This window comes from Marinobacter sp. MBR-105 (genome assembly GCF_053628895.1).
Window position 1 is genome coordinate 18,473 of the sequence record NZ_JBRJHG010000002.1, and the last position, 17,985, is coordinate 36,457.

Below are 17,985 nucleotides of genomic sequence, written 5' to 3' on the forward strand. Positions count from 1 at the left end.
CTCCAACCTTCTTCAAGAAACAGGTTCGGCCCGGATCATGATCAAAGCCTTTGCCGTTTCCAACTATCGCAGCCTCAGACACGTGGTCGCACCGCTGGCGGGCCTGAACGTTGTTACCGGTCCGAACGGCTGTGGCAAATCAAACCTCTATAAATCGTTGCGCCTGCTGGCGGAAACGGCAAAAGGCAACCTGATTTCCTCCCTGGCGGAAGAAGGCGGCCTGGACTACACCTTCTGGGCAGGGCCCTGCCAGTTCTCAAAGGAGATGCGGGACGGCTCCGCGCCCGTTCAGGGGACCGCCGGGAACACCCCATCCCGCCTACGTCTGGGGTTTGCCGGCGAAGAATTCGGCTACGCGATTTCTCTTGGGATTCCGGCCTCTACGGGGTTTGCAGGTTATCAGGAACCCAGCATGTTTCAGCTCGACCCTGAAATAAAACGCGAATGTATCTGGGTGGGTGATGTCTGCCGCCCAAGCAGTTGTCTGATTGATCGCGTCGGGCCGGTTGTCAAAGTACGTTCAGGGCGGAAATGGGAGGTCTACGACACCCGGCTAAACACCTATGAGAGCATTCTGAGCGAGATCAGTGATCCTGTGGCTATACCTGAAGTCCATGCCGTCCGGCAGGCCATCAGGCAGTGGCGATTTTACGATCAGTTCCGCACCGATCAACACTCCAGCATCCGCACCCCGCAAATCGGGACCCGCACCCCGGTGCTGGACCACAATGGCCATAACCTGGTTGCAGCCCTGCGTACCATTCACGAAATCGGCGACCGGGAGGGCCTGCACAGCGCTATTGAAGATGCCTTTCCCGGAGCGAGGCTCGGGTTCAGCACAGACGCAGGTAACCGTTTCGTCCTGGAATTTGAGCAGGCCGGCTTACTCCGCCCCCTGAATCAGGCCGAGCTTTCTGATGGCACCCTTCGCTACCTGCTGTTAGTCGCCGCGCTGCTCACACCCCGCCCACCATCACTACTGGTGTTGAATGAACCAGAAACAAGCCTGCATCCCGACTTGCTTCCGGCCCTCGGCCGACTGATCATTCGCGCCTCGCGGGAAACCCAGGTGTGGGTTGTTTCCCATGCCCCTCGACTGGTAGCCGCTCTGGAAGCAGACGACGATTGCCATTCCATCGCACTGAACAAAGAGCTGGGTGAAACCCGCATTCTTGGCCAGGGGCTTCTGGACGCGCCCCCCTGGAACTGGATGGATTGACGATGCAGAGAGTCACTAGGCTCCGGACATCACCTCCTGCAGGTTACGCATCAATTCCTCCAGCGGTGATCTCCACAGCACGCCCCCGTGCGCCCGGAAACACACAAGCGTCTCAGCAGTTACCCTTTTTCGCCTGGCCCGGTGGGCAGAAATGGCCACGAGACTTCCGGTAAGACCTGCGATCATCGTCATACCGACGGCGATCATAATCATAATCGCGATCGTGTTCCCTTTGGTCCCGGGTGGTCACGGCCGTTCCCGCTGCCGCACCGACAGCACCGCCAAGAATCGCACCATCTCTGCCACCCACCTCGTTGCCGATGGCGGCCCCGAGTGCGCCGCCAATACCACCACCCAGCGCGGCGTCGGCGGTGTCACCCGCAACGGCACCCAACGAGGTGGCACTCAGAGACAGAAAAACGAGCAGTGGTTTCATATTCATGATGTAAATCCCATGGTTCAGGTGGTCTGACTTGTCCTGTATCGCGGGCAGGAGAGCCTGTTCTCAGCGCCCCACCAGGCACCTGTCAGTTTTGAACCATTCGAGAATATCAGAAACACACGAGAAGCCACCTCTTACATTTTATTTATACTTCAACAGGTTACAAAGCCTTAACAACTGGCCTCCGGGTTCGGATGTAGGGTCAACGGCTAGACTGGGCAGACCGGAGGCGGCATTCTATTAGGCTCCGGCACCTAAAGACGCCCGGACCAACCACAACAGAGTGAAGAACTCACTCACCCCTCTGAACCGAATCGATGGAGCCTCGTAAGACCCATGAGAATTGCCGTATTTTGTGGTTCAAGCATTGGTGAAACCCCGGAATTCGCCCAGGCAACCCGTGCTCTGGGGCACTACCTGGCAACGAACGGAGTGGATCTGGTGTACGGCGGCGGCAACGTCGGCCTGATGGGCGTGGTCGCAGACGCCTTTCTGGAAAAGGGCGCCCAAGTGTACGGCGTGATTCCCGAATACCTGAAAGACCGGGAGCTGGCTCACCCCGGCCTGACCGAGCTGAAAATTGTTGCTGATATGCACGAACGAAAAGCCGCCATGGCCCGAATGGCCGATGCCTTTGTGGCCCTGCCCGGCGGCGTCGGTACCCTGGAAGAAATCTTCGAAGCCTGGACCTGGGCTCAACTCGGCTATCACGCAAAACCCTGCGCCTTTTACAACGTCAATGGTTTCTACGATAAATTGTTCGAGATGATCTCGAACATGACCGATTCCGGCTTCCTGAAACCGCACCATGCCGAGATGATTATCCACACGGATAACGAAGCGCAACTGCTCTCGGCCATCCAGTCCTACCAAGCTCCCAAACTGAAGTGGAGCTGAGCCGGCGGGCCGAACCAAACCCCGGAAGACCGGGACGACCGTCGGCCTGATTCCTGACCGGCTTTATCACGAACTTTACTCACAAAACCTGTGGATAACTGTGTTGGAAACCTCGGATTAAGCGCCCGGAAGCCCCGCAGCAAAAGGGCTCGGGAAAATTGATGCTAAAACGGGCAATCTCGTGACGATCCACCTGCCATAGCGTTCTCCGATCATCAATTCAATTGATTCAGCCTAGGGCACAAGAGGGTAGGCCGCCCTCACCTGCCTCATCACAATCCTGGCATCCTCCGGCTTCAAACCCTGCTTTCGCAACTGCGGCATCACCATCGCGCCCACCTTCTGGCAACGGGAGCTATCAATTCCGTGCTTTTGAAACACATCGGCAATGGCCTGTGGTTGGACATCCGGATTGGCTTTCAGCAGGTTGCCGATGTCGATGGCACAGGCCTGCTCTTCAGGGGCAGTGTTCTGTTTACTACGCCAGATCAGGACAGCCACGATGGCGACGAAAACACCGATGATCAGAAACTTCATACTAAGGCACCTTTGTCCCGATTTTTCCTAGCGAATACCCTGCGATTGCAGCCACTGACTGATCTGGGCCTGATTCATGGCGCCACTCTGGCGCGCCACCTCCCGGCCGTTCTGGAACAGAATCAGGGTCGGTATGCTGCGAATCGCAAACTGACCGGCCGGCCCGGGGGCTTGCTCCGTGTTCAGCTTGGCAAAGCGCACTTTCCCGCGCCAGGCCTTCGCTGCCTGCTCGAACTGGGGCGCCATCATTTTGCACGGGCCACACCAGCTGGCCCAGAAGTCCACTAACACGGGCAGATCACTGCGCCCGGTATGGGTAGCAAAGTTCTGCTCCGTTAGCTCCAGAACCTGATCCGGCCAAAGCGGTTGTTTGCAGGCACCACAATTGCCGCCGGAGGACAACTTGTCGGCCGGCACGCGATTCACTTTGTGGCAATGGGGACATACCAGGTGTCGAACGTCAGTCATGATGAACAGGCCTCTGATTAGCTGATGGTAGAAATAATCAGGGCAAGAGAAGAGAAATCAAGCGGCACTAAAAATCGCGCATCTCACGAACACGCATCAACCGCTTTCCGCTACTATCAAAGTAAGTCGGTGTCAGAGGCTCAAGCGCCATGGGACTGTCGATAAAACAATCGGAATTTACAGCGGAAGAATTTGACCGTTTTTCGGCCAAGGTGCGAACGGACCTTACCGCACTCACCCGCCTTCTGGACCGGCCCGGTTTTGGTGAGGGGGCATCCTCCATTGGGGCCGAAGTCGAGTTCTACATCGTAAACCCGAACCTGCATGTTCAGCCGATCAACACAGACATCGCCGCCAGCGTCCAGGACCCACAACTGACTGTTGAGCTCAACCGCTTCAATCTGGAATACAACCTCAGCCCCCAGGCCTTCAAGGGTGCCCCCTTTGCCAGAACCGAGCAGGAACTGCTCAAGGCCATGCAGCGAATCAACCAGCACGCCGCCCCGTTGAATGGCGAACTGGTGGCCATCGGCATTCTGCCCACGTTGCGCCAGTCCGATATGGGCGCGAAGGTGATGACAGACGAACCCCGCTACCATGCGCTATCCAGGGCATTAATCCAGCAACGGGGCGAGCCCTTCAGCATTCACATCGGTGGCAACGACGTCATCGACCTGCAAGCAGACGACGTTACCATGGAAGGGGCGACCACCTCTTTCCAATTGCACTGGCGCGTTCCGGCTCACCGCTTTGCCGACTATTTCAACGCCGTGCAGCTGGTAACACCTATTGCGCTGGCTCTGGCCAGCAACTCGCCCAGCCTGTTTGGCCACCACCTCTGGGACGAAACCCGTATCGCACTGTTCAAACAATCCGTCGACAGCCGCTCGCCCAACCACAGAACCTGGAAACACCCGCCTAGGGTCTATTACGGCAACGGCTGGACACGCAGCGCCTGGGAGCTGTTTGCCGCCTCGGCCTCCCTGTATCCGCCCATCCTGCCATTGATGTCCGAAGAAGATCCGATGGCCGTCATTGATCGGGGAGAGCTACCGGAACTGGCCGAACTGCGACTGCACCATGGCACCACCTGGCCCTGGAACCGGGCCATCTTTGATCACACAGACGGCGGCCACCTGCGCATCGAGATTCGTTCCATGCCGGCCGGACCAACGGCGGTGGACATGTGCGCCAACGGGCTGTTCGTGATCGGCGCGGCGTTGGCGGTACTCGAGGATATCCGCCACCTGACGTCGATACTTCCCTTTCACTACACCGAACACAATTTCTATCGCGCCGCCAAATACGGCATCGGAGCCGACATCATCTGGCCCCACAAAGACCAGGTACAGCTACAGGATACGCCCCTGTTAAACGTTGCCCGTGACCTGCTACCCCGCGCCCGGGAAGCCTTGCAACGGACCGCAGTGGACGAGGCGGAGATCCACCGCCTGCTGGGAATCATCGAAGGCCGCATCCAAACCCGGATGACCGGCGCCCGGTGGCAGCGACAGGTCACTGAGTCTTTTTTCCGGTCCCAGACTACCGACGAGGCGTTCAGGAGTATGCTGTCTGTTTACATGGGCCATCAGAAGACAAACACACCACTGCACGAATGGACCTTGTCACCATGAGCCGCTCGAACATTCTGGATTATCTCAACAACCCGTCTCCCCAGACCCTCGGCCGCTCGCCCCTGGAGTGGCTGGACCGGCTGCAACGGCCCACGGTAGTTCGCGTTGCTGGCCGCGACCCTTCCAGAACCCGGGCCATGGCAACGCTGCTTCACGGCAACGAACCCTCCGGGCTGTTCGCAATGCACCGATGGCTACTGGAGCAGCACACCCCGGAGGTCAACCTGCTTTTCCTTCTGGCCGGCGTGCGCCCCGCGAAAATCCCGCCAGTATTGTCGCTGCGGCAAGTGCCAGGCGGACGTGATCTGAACCGGTGCTTCAAAGAACCGTTTGCAGGAGAGGAAGGCGCCATTGCCGAGGCCATGCTGGCCGAGCTACAGACAGCCAACCCCGAGTGCCTGCTGGATGTGCACAACACCTCAGGCACCGGCCCAGCCTTCGCCGTGACCATCACCAATGACGCCGCCCACCAGGCACTGGCGTCGCTCTTTACCGACCGGCTGATCATGACGGATCTTCGCCTGGGGGCACTGATGGAGTATTCCGAGCAGGAGGTGCCCACCGTCACCATCGAGTGTGGCGGGGCCCAGGATGATCACGCCCACCAACTGGCGTACGAAGGGCTGGTTCGGTATGCCTCACAGCCAGACGTGCTATCGCTGGAAAAAGCGGAATGGAACGTTGCGGTACTGCGCAACCCGATTCGAGTGGAACTGGCACCCGATGCGACCATCGAGTACCGGTTAACGCCCAGCGGGCAGGCGGACCTCACGTTCCCGCCCGATTTCGAGCACCGCAATTTCGGGATTGTGTCGCCGGATGAGCCGCTTGGATGGGTGGGGCAAAAAGGCCTGGACGTGCTCACGGCGATCAGCCACAACCGAACCGAGAACATGGAGCAGGTACTGCAAATCAGGGATGGGCGAATCTACCCTGCCCAGGCCCTCAAGGCCTTCATGATTACCACCAACCCGGTGATTGCGAAGAGCGATTGCCTGTTCTACGCGGTTAAAGCCACGGGCGATCCTATTTTTTAGACCGTTGCGGGCCGCTTTTCATCACAACCGGAGTTAGAACACATTCGATCCAAAGCTGCAGAGTATGCCTCCTACTGAGACCGACCCGGCGCGCCGGCACCCAATTCAGGTCAAGTCATCCACGAATGGGCCTTTCGGGATAATGAGCCATAGTTATAGAAAGTGGCAGTGAAAGCACAACCTACCCCCTTCCAACAGGGACATGGTATGGTTTATCAACTCCAGGTAAGGCATGGCGGGTCATGCGCAAGGGACTGAAGAGCTTGTAAACATTCAAGGAGAATTACTGGTGAGTATCGGGGTTGAGGATCTTTATGTTGGTGACGATATTGAGTGCTCAAGAGTATGTGCCATCAGTACTTCCTATCCGAAACACACACATGAAGAATATATTATTTCTGCAAACCTCAAAGGAATAGAAAGCGTTTGGGTTGACAACAAGGACTATGTTGTACCGGCAGGGTATGTCACTGTATACAATCCAATGGCGATACAATCCTCACAATTCTGTGCCGATGGCGTCGAATTCGTCAGTCTACATATAAATCCGGAAACAATAAAAAAGGTCGCGATAGACAATAATATTGCTCATCGAGACTCTTATCCATTACTTCAACAAGGCGCCCTGAAAAACGACAAGATCTTTAGAGCTATACAAGAGTGCTATCTAACTGCACGAAGCTCTACTGAGTACAAGGAAGAGTCAATTCTCTGGCTGCTAGCCACACTATTAGAAGAAGATAAGCCTGTTACCGGACGAAAAAGGCATTCGGTTAATATGGCAATAAACAACATGAAAGATTGCCTTGATAGAAAGATCGACCTTTCATCGCTTGCATCATCAGTCGGACTCAGCAAGTACCATTTTGTTAGAGTATTCCGACAGGAGGTCGGAATCGCTCCAGTGCAATATCATATGCAACTGAGACTAATTGAGGCCCGAAGAATGATTAAAGATGGAATTAGACCAATCGATGTGATGGCTGATCTAGGATTTTATGATCAAAGTCACTTTATAAATACATTTAAAAAGGTCATGGCTATGACACCTGACCTTTACTATCGATCACAATAAATAAAACTATCCTAGAAACTCTGCATAACCTGTAATAATGACGTACCCTGCAAAATAAGCAAAAATGGCAGCTGAAGCATAGTATGAGTATTTAAGCAGCCGTTCCCCCAGCACCCTTCCTCCTTGACTAGCGACGAAACAGAGTACACCAGCCCAAAATATACCAGCCGCAAAGAAGCCGGTTAGGAAAAGAGAGGCACTTTGGAGACCTTGATCTCCAGATCGTGAAATAATGACTCCGCCCACCGCAGCAAACCACAGTATCGCAGTGGGAGAGGACATCGCTAAGAATACACCTTTCGAAAAATCTTGAAGATAACTTGACGATGCGCCGGTGTCCTCGATTTCGACAGAATGACTCTCAACGACGGCAGAGCGAAGCATCTTGTATGTGAAATACACAAGAATTACTGAGCCACCGACCCAAAGAGTCCATCGAACAGACTCATACTGCAACAAGGCAGCCATACCGAAAAGTGCCAAAACGGCATAGATTAAATCGCCGATACACGTACCAACACCCAGGGAGAAGCCTTGGAAGTATCCTCGCTGCATGGCCAAAGTAATCATTGCAACATTCGCTATGCCAATATCGAGGCATAAGGAAAGACTCAACAGGAAGCCATTAAAAAATTCCACTTAGACCTCCCTTATTCTTTGTTCATACTCAATATTGTCAGTAATCACGCCCAAGTTCGCCATGATACTGGTACAATTTTCAACGTCGTGATGCGGGCAATAGCTACGCATGAAAAGTTCAGCGCTTTCGATGTTGCCCTGAAGAATATTTTCAGTTAGATGCCCTGCCAACCTCAAAACCGCAGGATAAAATCCTGTAAGGTCAGCACGAATCTCACCATTACTGTTTAACTTCAAGCATCCGGACTCGACAAAGAACTTGAGCTGGACGTAGGCGGCACCCGCATCAGGGAAATCGCACGGTCCTCTTCTCAGGTAGCGGAGCATCTCCAATAAGTATACTCGGGCCAATTTTTCTTTGTTCAGATTCAATTCATTAACTATAGAACTGGTAGTACAAATTAGCAGACCAAAAATGTCCGCCAAGGCTTCCTGTATCACCATTGAACCCCACCGGTCACACTTGCTCAATGCACGAAAGCTGGTCGTAGGGGTTACTATTGAGTGACCAAGATCGTGCCCCCGAAACCAGGCGATCAGGTAGGTGCTAAGGTCGTTATTAGAGGGGAGATCACTACTGTCCCAGCCATAAAATGCGAGACGTTGTGTCGAAATATTCTCAAATAAAGCGGAGTAAACGTTGGCGAATACGATTGTTCTTTTAGATCCTGCGTACTTGACACCCTCATCTTCAGGCATGAAATATGCGAAGTGCTTGGGGTATAAATTGGCCTCACCTGAGGAAGCAAATAGATCTACAATTTTGTATCCACAGAACGGCAAACATTTGAGCTCTGCGTTTATATTTTTCCTAAGCGTTAAAACAGCCTCATCAATATTATTATCTACAACATTTGACACATATTGAAGATTTTGATTCGGAGTTGCGTAAAAGGTCGAATAAAATAGCTCTTTGGACTTTCCCACCCAAGTCGACATAGCACCGGAATAGCACAGCAGTTCTTTTTCGTCCATCTGAGCAATTTTCTCGGATAGCTCCTTCTTTGCATTTTGATCATCAAACGTTTGAGCTCTCCATTCTAGTGCCAGCTTAGAGTCCTTGTCATTCAGGTGGGTAGATAGTGATAGAAAGGCAGTTTTAAGCCGCTGCGTCGTTAACGCCGTGATTTGGCTCTGCCAACGATGTTCTGTGTTTTGATTGGCTCTGAGCATGTCAGTTAAAACAAGAGTTTCATTTATCAAGGCTCTCGCGGTGTTACTAAGAGTTCCCGGAAAATCCAGTGGAAGCACATGAACGTCGTATTTAGTAGCGCGTGGCCAGAAGTTAGTAGCACTCATCTATCATCTCCATTTAATAGATTTTGAGCACATTCTCGGCAATCAAGTCATAACAGTATTGGAAAAAATTGCTATTTTTTAGATATTATTTTTTCTGCATATCATTTATTGATTAGAGCATAGGCCAGTGCTATAAATCCGGAGCCGATATTTAACTAATGGAGCTTTGGTATGAGCCAAACAGGCAATATTGTTGTTTTCTCGGGCAGCCTACGTGATCATTCGATTAATGTTATGCTTGCCAAGACTGTTGTAAATGAATTAGAAAGTGAGGGGGTATCTTCGACCTTCCTAGACCTGCGTAACTTCGACATTCCTTTGTATAATGGAGATAGTGAAGACCGGAATGGGTTGCCTGAGGATCTCTGTCTTATACATGAGCAAATCAGTACGGCCAGGGGCTTTATTGTCACCTCCCCCGAATACAACGGTTTCTTCACGCCATTACTCAAGAATTTCGTCGATTGGCTTTCACGACCTGTTCCTGACCATCTAGTAGCGGGACCGTTTCGACGTAAGCCGGTGTTATTAATGTCTGCTTCGCCAGGTAAGTTAGGTGGGGTACGAGGGCTGCAAGCTTCGAGGCAGTTGTTCTCGAATGTAGGTGCCTTTGTCTCGCCTGACCAACTTTCTATTCCTTTTGCAGGAGATTGTTTCGATGCGACGGGCTTTCTCACGTCCGACCAGCACACAAGGCGGCTGAAAAAGTTAACTAGGCAATTCGTATTGGAATTGGACGGCTTCAGTTTGCAAGGTAAATGACGCTGACTGAGCGAGGGCGAAACCCGGACAGATCTGCTTTTCCTGGATCTTCTTTCCTGAGCCATCAGAGACGTCGCCAAATTAAACCTGTCCCGATTTTCCCATGACGGATCGTCTCCTGAGGGCACTAATGGAATATTATGGGCAGGCGGGCCGCCTTTAACCGTAGATAGCCCGCTCCCTCGCATCCCGTTCTCGATCAGGGTCTTCCTGGCTTGGCGTGGCTGAAATGGCATCCAGGTAGTCGGCAGGAACGCCGGATTCTTTCGCTCCAACGATCACGTGATTCAAATACCACGAGTGAGGCAGCAAAGAGGGATCCGTTGACGTTGCACAGTAGGTGAAAGCATCAACGGAATTGCCGAGAGCATCCGTAACCCTGACCCGCTTTTCATCGTAACCGAAGCCCAAACCCTCAGCTTTATCCAGCGGGCCTTTCTCGCTGCGCGGTATCTCAAACAGCGCGCCAATAACGAAGTCCTCCGGATTGCCGGTAAACAGTGCGTCGCATTTTGCGGATTGGTCTTTCCTGCTCCACTTATGAAACCGAAGGGCGTGATCAAAGAGTGTGAACGTACCGATGCGCTCTGCGCTTGGAACCCTCGCTCTTAATCTGAGGAGTGACATATTCGAGCCGTAGGCAAAGTACTTCATGCTGCCTCCGTGTCCGCGCTGTTCGCTCAGGAACCTGGAATCATAATCTTAGCTAAACCGGGATGGGTCTTTTTTTCCATCTTCAACCTCGGCCTTGCGCGCCTCGGTGCATCTCTGCGTTTCCTTTGAATCCGGCATGCGCCCGGTTCGCTCCAGCCGCTCGTTCACCCACTTGTGATACAGCTTTGCCAGCGCAGGCCGAATTACCGGCAAACCAATCAGCCAGGCAAGCGGTTTCAGCAGCCAGACCCGCGACATCAACAGGATATAGGCATCCAGTTCCCGGTGGATGTTGCCCTGGCCATCTTCCACATGGAGCTCCTGAAGCGCGGATTGCGGGTCTATACCACGTTCCTTCAACTCCTCATCACGGCCGGTGATATCCACCCACTCCACCGATTCGCCGGTCCTGCCCGCGAGTCGTTCATAAAGCCTGCGATCCTTGACACAGCTCGGGCAGGCGCCATCGTAGAACACGCGAAGCTGATCGCCTGGTGCCGTCATCGCTATCCCCTCCTGTTTGCATCGCATTCATCTAACTACACGATAAAGCACTGCGTGGCTCCCGTTAACCCTTCGGATCTCAGACATAACCCTCGAGAGGCTGTACCATCGCCCTGAAATTCCAGGCGCGTTTCGATCACTGTCTGGCTCGCGTGCTTTTCGTTCGTGAGTCTCAGATAGCTCATCGCTTATGGATGACACCGCTATTCAGCCAGCAAACATCAGCACCACACCAAGCCCGTAGAGCACCATGATTGCCAGGCTCTCCGCACCGATTCGTCCCACGCCATAGCGTTCCCGACGTATCAGCCCCATGATCAGGATGGCCGACATCAACAGGGTCAGTGCGACCCAACGTTCCGAATCGAGGGTCATTGCATGGTAGAGCGAGCCTTGCCGGTAAGCGATGTCCGAGGCGGCCATAAACAGCGTATCGAAGGCATTCCCGCCGATGATGCCGGCCACCGCGAGTGTGAGCGCACCCCGCCTTACCGCGGCAACCGACGTGACCAGCTCAGGAATAGACGTACTGATCGCAGTCAGAAGAACACCCACGATTGTCTGGCTCAACCCGGCTTCCGCGCTGATGGTGGTGGCGGCGGGCTCCAACACCAGTCCAGCCACGCCAAGCGTGGCCATAAGCACCAGGAATTCGGTCCAGAGACGGCTCAATGATGGCAAGCTGCTCTCGCTCTCCGGCTCGTCCTGCCGGGTATCGCTAGTAACGGAGGGGTACCACATGGGGTTGTCGCCGGCACCCTGTATGAGCCGGGTGCCATAGAAATAGAAGCCCAGCAGTATCGGGGTAACTGGATGGATGTTCCAGACGGTCACATCCGGCAAGGTCGGCGCCAGAAGGAGCAATGCCAGGAGCGCGATCAGCAGTCCGTTCTGCATCATGTTCGGCGCCGAAGCCGCCGCGTGTTCCAGGTTTGCACGACGGTAGACCATATCGGCAATAGCCAGAAAAAAGGTCTGTACTGCGATGCCCCCGAGAGCATTACTCACAGCCAACTCCGGGTGCCCGCGGTAGGCCGCTGTTACCGAGAGCACCGAACCACTGAGGGACGTCGCGGCCCCCAGAAGCACGGCTCCAGCGGTAGCCTCACCCAGCCCGGTCCGGTCGGCGAGCTGGTCGACCACCCGAGTGATGCGTGTGCCCGCAATCGCAATGACCAGCGCACAGACGCTGAAAACCACAATGCTCTGCGACAGCGACCGGTGTCGTCAGCACTTTTTTCTCATTAACCACTAAACCCAGCTCTCAGGTCCGAGCGCGCCTAACCCCCATAGTGGCGAGACCCAGTGCAAACGTACAACCCATGACAGGGGTTTCCCATGCCCACTTGAACTGTCACGGGCGCGAATCGGTCTCTGTCGCCGCAGCCATCACAGCGGCCCACAACGCCCAAACCGGCGCTCCCCAGTCTTTGCCCAGGTTCTGCTTTCTGCGGCCAAAGAGGGCGACCACTTTATGGGTGCCAGACTGAACACCGCGCCTCAGGTTTATGTTCAGTCTGGTGCGGGAGGGCAGAAGCTTCGGGCTCAAACAGGCCTTGATGAACCAAATGCTAGAAGCAATTGGCCAAATCGTCGCCGGGGCTGCTCTGGAAGAGCCACTTTTCAGCCTCTTTGCAAAAGAGTTGGGAAAGCCTTTTCCGTTTTAAAATCTTTTACACATCAAACCGGCACTATCTCGAATCACTGCTACGCTTAAATAGGAACCTAAATCGAATAAAAGCATGGAGCTAGCCGTGACCAACCGTCCTGACTTCCTCTCTGGTGGGGAACCCGCCCGACTCATCCCAATAGCCGCCGACAGTGCGCGGGAACAGAAATCCGTTTCGGTACTACTTGCGGGCCTCCGCTCCGTCCTGGAACTGCGCCAGGCACTCCTGAAATCCCTGAATGTCAGGGTAGGCACAAATGCCACGCTGGAAGCCTGGACAGAAGTGGTCTTCCAGAACGAGGACAAGAAAGCCGCCAAACAGAAAGACCGGCCGGATGGACTTCTGATTCTCCGCACAGGACGCCGGGAGTGGCGGGCATTGATTGAAGCCAAGGTAAACAACGACACGATCGGTGAGGAACAGGTTTCGCGCTACCTCCAACAAGCTAAAACCCACGGTCTGGACGCTGTAATCACCATCACCAACCAATTCGCAGCACTGCCAACTCATCACCCTGTGAAGCTTCCGAAAAGCGCCACCAAGTCCGTAGCGTTATTCCATTGGTCCTGGGCCTTCATTCGCACTCAGTGTCAGCTTTTACTCAAGAACGACAGCGTTGAAGACGTAGACCAGGTATTCATACTCAGCGAGATACTGCGTTATCTTGAAAGCGACCGTTCCGGCATCAGTCACTTCGACCAGATGAATGCTGAATGGAAAGACGTCGTCAACAAAGTGAAGAGTAATGCTCCACTGGCCAAAACCAGTGATGAAGTCCAGAACACGATTGCAGCCTGGCATCAAGAGCAACGGGATCTTTGCCTCATAATGTCCCGCTTAACCGGTAGTGACGTGTCACTGAAACTGAAAAACGAACACCGGCTAGACCCCGCCAAACGCGTAAAAGACGATGCCGAAGCATTCTGTAAAACACCAATTCTTAATTGTGCACTCAGCATTATCAACGCGGCTGCAGACTTGGACGTGACCGCAGACCTGCAACGGCGAATGATCTACTGCTCTATGCGCCTTACGGCTCCCAAGGACAAACAGAGCACCAAAGCAAGAGTGAACTGGCTCCTGCGCCAACTGAAAAAAACCGAGCCCGCCGGCTTCTACATTCGAGCTACTCGACCCGGTAAAGCAGAAACCACCTACCAGGCCCTGAAAGATTTGCGAGATTCACCGGAGTTGCTGGAATCGGATACATCGAAAACAGCGGCCACTACGCTTGAAGTAGTTTACGAAGTGGATCTCGCTGGAAAGTTCAGTGGCCGGAAGGTGTTTGTCGAGGAGCTAGAAAAAGCAGTGCCTCACTTTTATCAGGAAGCGGGCCAGTCGCTGAAAGCCTGGACACCACCTCCGCCAAAAATTACTAAAACAACACCTTTACCGAATACAGATGATGAGGACGTAGCGCTAGAACAGTAGCTTGTTCGTAGGGAAATCCAGGAACTATTTAATCAGCACGTCATCTTCCCTTGATGACGTTATCATTGGGGCACCCGGCAGCGAACGGTGTCGGCACAGCCCCTTGCTGGTAGGTATACCACAGACTTTACCCACAAAAGCTGTGGATAACTGTGTTGGAAACCTAGGGTTAACTAGGCGACAACCTTGCGCCACGGGGGCTCAGGAAAGTTGATGCAAAAACGGACGATAGCAATGAATCTGCCATGAAAAGAGCGCCGAAACTCAACGGGAGACCATAGAGGCCGTCATTGTACTCACCTTAGTTGGCTATCCTTGCTGCCCCGCCGATTAAAACCGCGTGAAGTCGATTGCTGCTTCTCAAGCGCAGACTGGCAGGCAATGCAAAGCCGCACACCCGGAATGGCCTTGCGGCGAGCTTCAGGAATCGCCCACTCACACTCATCACAATAGCGAGCACTCTCTCCGCCACCAAGCTGGCTCCGTGCCCGTTGCACTTCGTCTTCGACGCTCGCGTCTATCTGATCCTGAACTGCGCCATCCCGTGACCAACCGCCAGCCATAGCGCTCTCCGATCAACAAATGAATAGATTCAGCTTAGGGAACAAGAGGATAAGCTGCCCTCACCTGCCCCATCACAATCCGGGCATCTTCCGGTTTCAGGCCCTGTTTTCGCAACTGCGGCATCACCATTGCGCCCACATCCTTACACCGAGATTGATCAACACCGTGTTTTCTGAAGACATCAGCAATGACCTGCGGCTGGGCACCCGGATTGGCTTTGAGCAGGCTGCCGATTTCGATGGCGCAGGCTTGCTCTTCAGGTGCGGTGTTTTGTTTGCTGCGCCAGATCAGGAAAGCGACGATGGCGGCAAAGATTCCGATGATCAGAAATTTTATTGTGTAGAACCACTGTTTCGGACAGTGACAAGCAGGATAGTTCCAAACCTCTGACCTGTTAAGTCCATCTCCGGTGGAATAGGATAGCAAGCAAACCCAGCCACTTCTCCGCCTGGCATGCAGAGGCTATCAATAGCGAACTGCCGTTGACGGTTGAATGGGATGACAAAAACTGCCGCATAATCACCCATCGGCGAATTGAGGGGGATTGGCCTCCGGTATCTAACCCAGGCGTAAAAAGCATTTTTCTCCGAAACGCTGAATGCGTTCGTTAATGCCTTCCGGCCACGCATGGAAAGGTTGAGCGCCCTCGAGAACTGAGCGCCAAATGCTTACTGCTCCTTCAAGCCACGGTAGTGATCACAAGCCCTATCTCGCTCTCGCGCCAGCCTGGGATCACTATTCCCCATGGCTGCAACTGTCGCTGCATTGCAGGCCTGACGAGCCTCATCCAAACCCGACATCGCTGGTGCCGCCCCAATATTTGCTACTGTGGGTTTGAAAGATATCGCCGCGTTGCAATACATTGTCTGGAACTTCGCTTGCTGCCAGTTACTGGAACTAGTCTGCTTCAATTCCGAACATAGCGCGTTGAACAACTGCGATGCCTTCACGGTGCACTCAGAGAACTGCCCTATCTCCTGCTTATAGTTGGCGCACACACTCTCGGAGCGAACACGCCACATCTGATACTGGTAGGAGATGGGAACTCCCTCATATTCGACAACAACAGGCGTCACCTCAAGATTTCTGGTTTCACTGAAATGATTCGAAACCGTCGACTGCACGGTATTGAGGTAAGCAGTAAAAACATAACTTACTGGGTCCAAGACGTCATACTCCGTTAGCGCCACCGGCAGTGGCTAGACCTTCAGGCAAGATATTCCACGCCAGTATCCGACACTTTCAAAAACTTCTCCTGCACCAGTAGATTAACCGCCTTCTGGATAGCCATTTCATTGCCCTGAATACTCAGGTGAGAGGCAATGTGATTACGAAGGGCTGTGACCTTTTGGGGGCGTTTCTCTCGTGGCTTTGCGGAGAGGTTCTTGATCAACTTCTCCGCATCACCCGTGGCACCCGCCACCTTGACTTGCTTGCACGCCCGCCCACTGGCCTTGATGTGGGCAATCAACGGCGAGAAACCGGTGTCGTTGCTGATCACATCGAACGCGACCGAACGCTCGGCCTGACCGTCATACTTGCCCAGATAGTACGCGAGGTGAAAATCCAGATTATTCGCCTGACAAACTTTCAGCTGAACAACGACCATGTTGATGGGCTTGTCGTATTTTGTTTCCGTGAAGTCCAGCTTGGGCTGTTTTGCTCCAAGAAACACGACGACTCGCTCGTACTCGGAGAGATTCACCTTGCCGAGGTTTCCGATGTTTTCGTAATCAATGAAAGCCCATTTCATATTCGAACGTCCTTGTCAGTGGGATGAATGTAGTGAAAAGTTAAACTTCAGCAAAACTGACAATTTATGGTCGTCATCTTGTGCGCATCTTTACCTGCATCATCTATAAAAATTTCTTTTCACCACCCTCTGGCTTGCTGACTCCTTATAAAGCATAAGCCTAATACACATTAAGTAACGCGAATCTCGCACAGTAAAAGAGTTCGTTTTTTCGTTTCTATTTAAAAGAGGCGTTTCACCTTTTGAAAGTTCTCCCAAAATCGCACCAATACCCATATTTGTCTCTGGGATGGTGCCAGGAAAGTCTTTTCTTATTTGTTTATCAATAATATTAGAGTCAAATTGATGGACTCTAATCCTTGAAATACAATAGATTACTTGATTCCTTCTCGCTACAGAAGTTTCCCTACTATTCAGATGCCCCTCGACTACTTGAAAGCTATGCCTTAGCCCTCCAAGCAGCCAATCTCTGTCCGCTCTTTTCAAAAGTTCACTTTCAAACTTCCACGCGTTATCTTCAATAGCATAAGCTAAAAGTTCACAATATTCATGGACTCTCTGCGCTGTCCCAAGGGTAACGTTCCAAACATGATCAGAAATCTCTTTCAAAGATGCCCCTGTTAAACTAATCTTAAGCTGATGAAAACCCTTTGAAACTATTGACTGAACTTGGCCTGAGTCTAGACCTGAAACTTTATCAATTTCTGTTATTCTATTGGCAACTGATTCAGCGTTTTTCGTTTCTCTGAAATACTGCAAAACGCCATTAGGTATTCCAACAATCAATATATTAATATTGCAAGCGGAGTATCTAGAATCATCGAGCAAAATAACTATATCTGCCAACTCTGTCATCAGCTCTTCAGAAGCGAATATAGATTCCAAATTATCTAGGACGAGTATTTTCTTTTCAGGAGCAACATCATTAAATAATTTAAAAGCTTCAAGCAACGGCTCATCCAAAGCGATTTCATAGTTGCTGGTATTTTTAACTCCTCCTTTAGCAAAATAGGCTCCAATTTCCGCAGCCTTTTCCTCACTAAACCCCAACTTTTTAACAGTTCCAGGTTCAATCAATGTGTTACATATTTCTTTGGTTAGCGAACCCATTCTTGACGCATTAGCGCAGTTCGCCACGACAAACGGAACCCTCATTTCCTCAAGTACCTTTTTATAGAGCCAGGACTTCCCATTCCCGCTCTCTCCGAAAAGGAGAGTGTGCGAATTCCGCTTTATTGCTCTCTGCATTGCCTTTTCAAGTGCAGGTCTGTGCACATACATAGATGTATTAACTTCACTCATGCGTGGCGTGAATACTTCTGTAACATCTTTTCTTGAAATCAATTTTAAATCCCTACCAGTAGACACCGAAAGCAACTAACACCGAGTTCATGAATCTT

The 17,985-nt window shown here is 52.5% G+C and carries 20 protein-coding genes; 7 read left to right on the forward strand and 13 right to left on the reverse strand.

The genetic code is table 11. The annotated features are described in order from the left end of the window. Window positions 1-37: 37 nt before the first annotated feature. Complete coding sequence (locus ACSSVV_RS03055; protein ID WP_022991745.1) at window positions 38-1,219, forward strand: AAA family ATPase; 1,182 nt, start codon at window positions 38-40, stop codon at window positions 1,217-1,219. Between the two features lie 112 nt (window positions 1,220-1,331). Here the strand turns inward: ACSSVV_RS03055 and ACSSVV_RS03060 are convergent, their stop codons facing one another. Next, window positions 1,332-1,661, reverse strand: coding sequence for a hypothetical protein (locus ACSSVV_RS03060; protein WP_022991746.1), 330 nt, complete (start codon window positions 1,659-1,661; stop codon window positions 1,332-1,334). A gap of 336 nt (window positions 1,662-1,997) precedes the next feature. Here ACSSVV_RS03060 and ACSSVV_RS03065 point away from each other — a divergent pair, with 336 nt between their 5' ends. Further along, window positions 1,998-2,558, forward strand: a complete 561-nt coding sequence (locus ACSSVV_RS03065; protein WP_022991747.1) for an LOG family protein — start codon at window positions 1,998-2,000, stop codon at window positions 2,556-2,558. Between the two features lie 234 nt (window positions 2,559-2,792). Here the strand turns inward: ACSSVV_RS03065 and ACSSVV_RS03070 are convergent, their stop codons facing one another. Together ACSSVV_RS03070 and trxC are read right to left on the reverse strand one after the other, a co-directional pair. Then, window positions 2,793-3,095 carry a hypothetical protein gene (locus ACSSVV_RS03070; RefSeq protein WP_114435478.1) on the reverse strand — a complete coding sequence of 101 codons (303 nt, stop codon included), beginning with the start codon at window positions 3,093-3,095 and terminating at the stop codon, window positions 2,793-2,795. Between the two features lie 27 nt (window positions 3,096-3,122). Continuing rightward, window positions 3,123-3,563: a thioredoxin TrxC gene (gene trxC / locus ACSSVV_RS03075; protein WP_113880344.1), complete on the reverse strand. Its 441-nt coding sequence runs from the start codon at window positions 3,561-3,563 to the stop codon at window positions 3,123-3,125. A gap of 149 nt (window positions 3,564-3,712) precedes the next feature. Here trxC and ACSSVV_RS03080 point away from each other — a divergent pair, with 149 nt between their 5' ends. The 3 genes from ACSSVV_RS03080 to ACSSVV_RS03090 all read left to right on the forward strand — a co-directional run bounded on the left by ACSSVV_RS03080 (window position 3,713) and on the right by ACSSVV_RS03090 (window position 7,309). Further along, a complete protein-coding gene (locus tag ACSSVV_RS03080; protein ID WP_454105546.1) occupies window positions 3,713-5,197 on the forward strand; it encodes a hypothetical protein in 1,485 nt (494 codons plus the stop codon). After that, window positions 5,194-6,234 carry a succinylglutamate desuccinylase gene (locus ACSSVV_RS03085; protein ID WP_454105547.1) on the forward strand — a complete coding sequence of 347 codons (1,041 nt, stop codon included), beginning with the start codon at window positions 5,194-5,196 and terminating at the stop codon, window positions 6,232-6,234. The genes ACSSVV_RS03080 and ACSSVV_RS03085 overlap by 4 nt, the downstream gene beginning before the upstream one ends. Window positions 6,235-6,466: 232 nt before the next feature. Next, entirely contained in the window at window positions 6,467-7,309 is an 843-nt protein-coding gene (locus ACSSVV_RS03090; RefSeq protein ID WP_454105548.1) for an AraC family transcriptional regulator, read from the forward strand. A gap of 6 nt (window positions 7,310-7,315) precedes the next feature. On the opposite strand, the gene ACSSVV_RS03095 is transcribed toward ACSSVV_RS03090, so the two are convergent. Continuing rightward, a complete protein-coding gene (locus tag ACSSVV_RS03095; protein WP_454105549.1) occupies window positions 7,316-7,948 on the reverse strand; it encodes a LysE family translocator in 633 nt (210 codons plus the stop codon). Further along, window positions 7,949-9,247 carry a hypothetical protein gene (locus ACSSVV_RS03100; RefSeq protein ID WP_454105550.1) on the reverse strand — a complete coding sequence of 433 codons (1,299 nt, stop codon included), beginning with the start codon at window positions 9,245-9,247 and terminating at the stop codon, window positions 7,949-7,951. Window positions 9,248-9,418: 171 nt separating this feature from the next. Between ACSSVV_RS03100 and ACSSVV_RS03105 the strand changes: the two genes are divergently transcribed. After that, window positions 9,419-10,009 carry an NADPH-dependent FMN reductase gene (locus tag ACSSVV_RS03105; protein ID WP_454105551.1) on the forward strand — a complete coding sequence of 197 codons (591 nt, stop codon included), beginning with the start codon at window positions 9,419-9,421 and terminating at the stop codon, window positions 10,007-10,009. Window positions 10,010-10,168: 159 nt separating this feature from the next. Here the strand turns inward: ACSSVV_RS03105 and ACSSVV_RS03110 are convergent, their stop codons facing one another. From ACSSVV_RS03110 to ACSSVV_RS03120, 3 genes are all read right to left on the reverse strand, one after another. Beyond that, the gene (locus ACSSVV_RS03110; protein ID WP_454105552.1) at window positions 10,169-10,663 is read right to left on the reverse strand and encodes a gamma-glutamylcyclotransferase family protein; all 495 of its coding nucleotides are present in this window, start codon (window positions 10,661-10,663) and stop codon (window positions 10,169-10,171) included. A gap of 48 nt (window positions 10,664-10,711) precedes the next feature. Continuing rightward, complete coding sequence (locus ACSSVV_RS03115) at window positions 10,712-11,167, reverse strand: thiol-disulfide oxidoreductase DCC family protein (protein WP_454105553.1); 456 nt, start codon at window positions 11,165-11,167, stop codon at window positions 10,712-10,714. 207 nt (window positions 11,168-11,374) lie between these two features. Then, window positions 11,375-12,367 (reverse strand): sodium:calcium antiporter, encoded by a 993-nt coding sequence (locus ACSSVV_RS03120; protein WP_454105554.1) that lies wholly within the window; start codon window positions 12,365-12,367, stop codon window positions 11,375-11,377. A gap of 554 nt (window positions 12,368-12,921) precedes the next feature. Here ACSSVV_RS03120 and ACSSVV_RS03125 point away from each other — a divergent pair. Further along, entirely contained in the window at window positions 12,922-14,268 is a 1,347-nt protein-coding gene (locus ACSSVV_RS03125) for a hypothetical protein (RefSeq protein WP_454105555.1), read from the forward strand. 296 nt (window positions 14,269-14,564) lie between these two features. On the opposite strand, the gene ACSSVV_RS03130 is transcribed toward ACSSVV_RS03125, so the two are convergent. From ACSSVV_RS03130 to ACSSVV_RS03150, 5 genes are all read right to left on the reverse strand, one after another. Further along, on the reverse strand, window positions 14,565-14,831 hold the full coding sequence (locus ACSSVV_RS03130) for a DksA/TraR family C4-type zinc finger protein (RefSeq protein ID WP_454105556.1): 267 nt from the start codon (window positions 14,829-14,831) through the stop codon (window positions 14,565-14,567). A gap of 34 nt (window positions 14,832-14,865) precedes the next feature. After that, window positions 14,866-15,258 carry a hypothetical protein gene (locus tag ACSSVV_RS03135; protein WP_454105557.1) on the reverse strand — a complete coding sequence of 131 codons (393 nt, stop codon included), beginning with the start codon at window positions 15,256-15,258 and terminating at the stop codon, window positions 14,866-14,868. 242 nt (window positions 15,259-15,500) lie between these two features. Then, complete coding sequence (locus ACSSVV_RS03140; RefSeq protein ID WP_454105558.1) at window positions 15,501-15,998, reverse strand: hypothetical protein; 498 nt, start codon at window positions 15,996-15,998, stop codon at window positions 15,501-15,503. 41 nt (window positions 15,999-16,039) lie between these two features. After that, window positions 16,040-16,585 carry a PIN domain-containing protein gene (locus ACSSVV_RS03145; protein ID WP_454105559.1) on the reverse strand — a complete coding sequence of 182 codons (546 nt, stop codon included), beginning with the start codon at window positions 16,583-16,585 and terminating at the stop codon, window positions 16,040-16,042. A gap of 99 nt (window positions 16,586-16,684) precedes the next feature. After that, complete coding sequence (locus ACSSVV_RS03150) at window positions 16,685-17,929, reverse strand: AAA family ATPase (RefSeq protein WP_454105560.1); 1,245 nt, start codon at window positions 17,927-17,929, stop codon at window positions 16,685-16,687. Window positions 17,930-17,985 lie beyond the last annotated feature (56 nt).